General features: G+C 47.5%; 4 protein-coding genes and 2 pseudogenes. All 6 read right to left on the reverse strand.

Annotated elements, in window-relative coordinates; all coding sequences use genetic code 11:
- A pseudogene (locus I2G42_RS16115) lies at positions 1–303 on the reverse strand (recombinase); the annotation flags it as partial.
- Complete coding sequence (locus I2G42_RS16120; RefSeq protein WP_007886614.1) at positions 300–800, reverse strand: PcfB family protein; 501 nt, start codon at positions 798–800, stop codon at positions 300–302. The gene I2G42_RS16120 and the pseudogene I2G42_RS16115, both read right to left, overlap by 4 nt.
- 98 nt (positions 801–898) lie before the next feature.
- Positions 899–1210: a DUF5720 family protein gene (locus tag I2G42_RS16125; protein ID WP_044024580.1), complete on the reverse strand. Its 312-nt coding sequence runs from the start codon at positions 1208–1210 to the stop codon at positions 899–901.
- A gap of 50 nt (positions 1211–1260) precedes the next feature.
- Complete coding sequence (locus tag I2G42_RS16130; RefSeq protein WP_007886611.1) at positions 1261–2121, reverse strand: DUF6017 domain-containing protein; 861 nt, start codon at positions 2119–2121, stop codon at positions 1261–1263.
- Between the two features lie 67 nt (positions 2122–2188).
- The gene (locus I2G42_RS16135; protein ID WP_005335946.1) at positions 2189–2380 is read right to left on the reverse strand and encodes a hypothetical protein; all 192 of its coding nucleotides are present in this window, start codon (positions 2378–2380) and stop codon (positions 2189–2191) included.
- Between the two features lie 23 nt (positions 2381–2403).
- A pseudogene (locus I2G42_RS17120) lies at positions 2404–2478 on the reverse strand (DUF5720 family protein); the annotation flags it as partial.

A 2478-nucleotide genomic window follows, 5' to 3' on the forward strand; every position in this document is an offset into this window, starting at 1 on the left:
CCAGCGGGCCGAACCATATTCCAAACCATGTCGATATTTCTTGGCGTTCTTGCTTTTAAGATACACCGCCAGCCTCAGACCAACACCGCAGCACAGCCCTACTAACAAGTCCAATGGATGCAGGCTTGGCCAGAAACTTTGCAACGCCCCAGGCAGAACCGCAACCAGCGAAAGAAACTTTTCTGAAGCATCCGCCCCTTGTGCCATTCGCCATGCCTCTCCAAAATTGGTAGCAAACAGCCCCAGCAGGATATACGGCATATTCAGCAAAATGAGCTTTTTGATGTCCAATGTCTTTTTCATCGTTCCAGCTCCTTTCGCTTGGTGCGATCCACCACAGCATTTTTAACCATCTCTTTGAACTGGTTAAGTTTTGCCAGTACGGACGGGCGCTCTGTTTTCGTTGCCTTTTTGACCTTTTTGTTGGTGTACTCTGTAAAAGCTGCTGTCAGAGCATCTGCATCACGGCCTTTGAAAAAAATCAGGTACTTTGGTGGAGAACTGCTGCGATCCTTTTTCACCGCATAATCCACACCATATTTCCGGGCGATTTTCTCAAACTCCTTGATAGAGGGGTCTGTGATCTCAATGTTGGATATTCCCTGATTCTGCCCGACAAGCTGCTTCACAGTCTGTTTTCCATGCGGAACAACCGGCGCATCACGGCTTCTCTGTTTTTCCAGCTTCTTTTCCTTTCGATGTGCCATGTACTTGCTTATGGCAGCCTTAAACATTCTGCCGGTAAACTTTGTTCCACTGACAACCAGCGTCAAAGTTCTGTTTTCCACTTCTTCCTGCATTTTCTCGCCTCCTTTCCACGAAGTTTGCAGGGAATCTCTTTTTTTGCTAAGGCGGAACCACCAGCCGCCGCAGAAGATAACGCTTCATACCGCCCTCCTTAGCGTAACTGGTCAGAATGGTCATAGTGCAGATTGCCCTGGCGTACCTTTGCGTGGCTCAAAATCTTAATCTGCCCCTTTTCCTGACTATCCAGTGCTTTTTCATAACCGGTATCCGACAGGAACAGGCGGGTTCGTTCGCCTTTCCAGCCAACAGGGGAATCGTTCGTCAGCACATCAAAAATAATCATGTGCCGGGTGTCCTCCGCAAAACGCTGGAGGTCCATATATCCATGACCGTGATAATTCTGCGCTCCTGCCTTTGCCCGCATTTCTTCCATCAGCTGCCCTATGGTCTTTCCCTCAGACATCATGCTTGCTCCTTTCTCCCGGCAGTTCCGGGCAATAAAAAAGCGACCATTTACCAGCCGCCATACAGATCGTGATTTACTTGTGAGGTGTAATGATTGCTTATCGTGGTCGGTGCATTGAACAGAACGGTCAGAAGATACTGCTTCATGTTACGAATTTCCGTGGTGTTCTTCTGTAAACAGTCCATGACAAACTCAATGTGCGAGTTATCCAGCTTCAAGAACCTGGAACGAACGATTTCATGCGGAAAATCGCTTCCTGCAATACGGGTGGTCTTTCGCTTTGCACAGACCGTTTCCACGATCAACTCCACAATTTCGTCCAAATCCTCCCGATAAGTTTCATACTGCTGACACAGGTATTCATACCCGATATTCTCCTGAATCAATTCCCGATAACTCTCTATCTCTGTGAGTGACATCGCATCCCTTCCTTTCCGTTCCGGCAGACAATCTGCCGCGCAATCCCGGAAGGGAATGGAATCGGTACTTGATCCATAAATATTTTGTTTTTGAGTATTTGATTTCTCTATATTTAATTCTGCGGGCTTTTCCGTATCCGGTTTATCCATATACGGGTTTTCCGTATCTGGTGAATCCGTATCCGGTTTTCTAAGCTGTGGCTGCTCGTATATAACATACTCTGTATCGCTGATGCGTCCCTGCCGGTCACGCAGCTTGTGCCGCACAATGTAACCGGCAGCCTCCAATTCCCGCAACGCAGCGCCTATGGCATCCACGCCCTCCTTACAGATCTTTGCAAGACCACGGGTGGTGTAATTCCAGTCCTCTGGCAAAGATAACATCATGGAAAGCAGTCCCTTGGCTTTTAACGACAGGTTTGCATTTCGTAAATGATGATTGCTCATCACGGTATAATCACGGGTCCGTTCAATGCGAAAAACGGCCATCGACCTCACTCCTTCCGAATTTTTGGTACAAAAACACCGCAATCCTCATTCCAAAGAATTGCGGTGTTCAACACTTTTCAAATTTTCTTGCATAGAACCAAAACAGCGGCTTTCGAGGACGCGCCTCTGTAAATGGCTCCTCCTGGGCGAAAGGAAGTGTTTGCATCACTCGGTCAATATCCGTTGAATCCATGTCATGCTGAGATTTGCAATCTTCCCGGATTGCTTCTTGAATTTCCTTTACCGTACACATAGTCATTCCTTTCCTTTCGTTGTATGGGTTTATGAGCGGCGGCGTTTTCCCGGTTTGAAATCGAGGATATGTCCCTCAATCACACGAGCGTAACGCTTGATCTT

This window comes from Fusicatenibacter saccharivorans (assembly GCF_015557635.1).
GTDB classification, from domain to species: domain Bacteria; phylum Bacillota; class Clostridia; order Lachnospirales; family Lachnospiraceae; genus Fusicatenibacter; species Fusicatenibacter saccharivorans.

Coding starts and splice junctions, on each gene's coding strand:
- I2G42_RS16120 (WP_007886614.1), bottom strand. CDS start 800: ATGCAGGAAGAAGTGGAAAACAGAACTTTGACGCTGGTTGTCAGTGGA.
- I2G42_RS16130 (WP_007886611.1), bottom strand. CDS start 2,121: ATGGCCGTTTTTCGCATTGAACGGACCCGTGATTATACCGTGATGAGC.
- I2G42_RS16125 (WP_044024580.1), bottom strand. CDS start 1,210: ATGTCTGAGGGAAAGACCATAGGGCAGCTGATGGAAGAAATGCGGGCA.
- I2G42_RS16135 (WP_005335946.1), bottom strand. CDS start 2,380: ATGACTATGTGTACGGTAAAGGAAATTCAAGAAGCAATCCGGGAAGAT.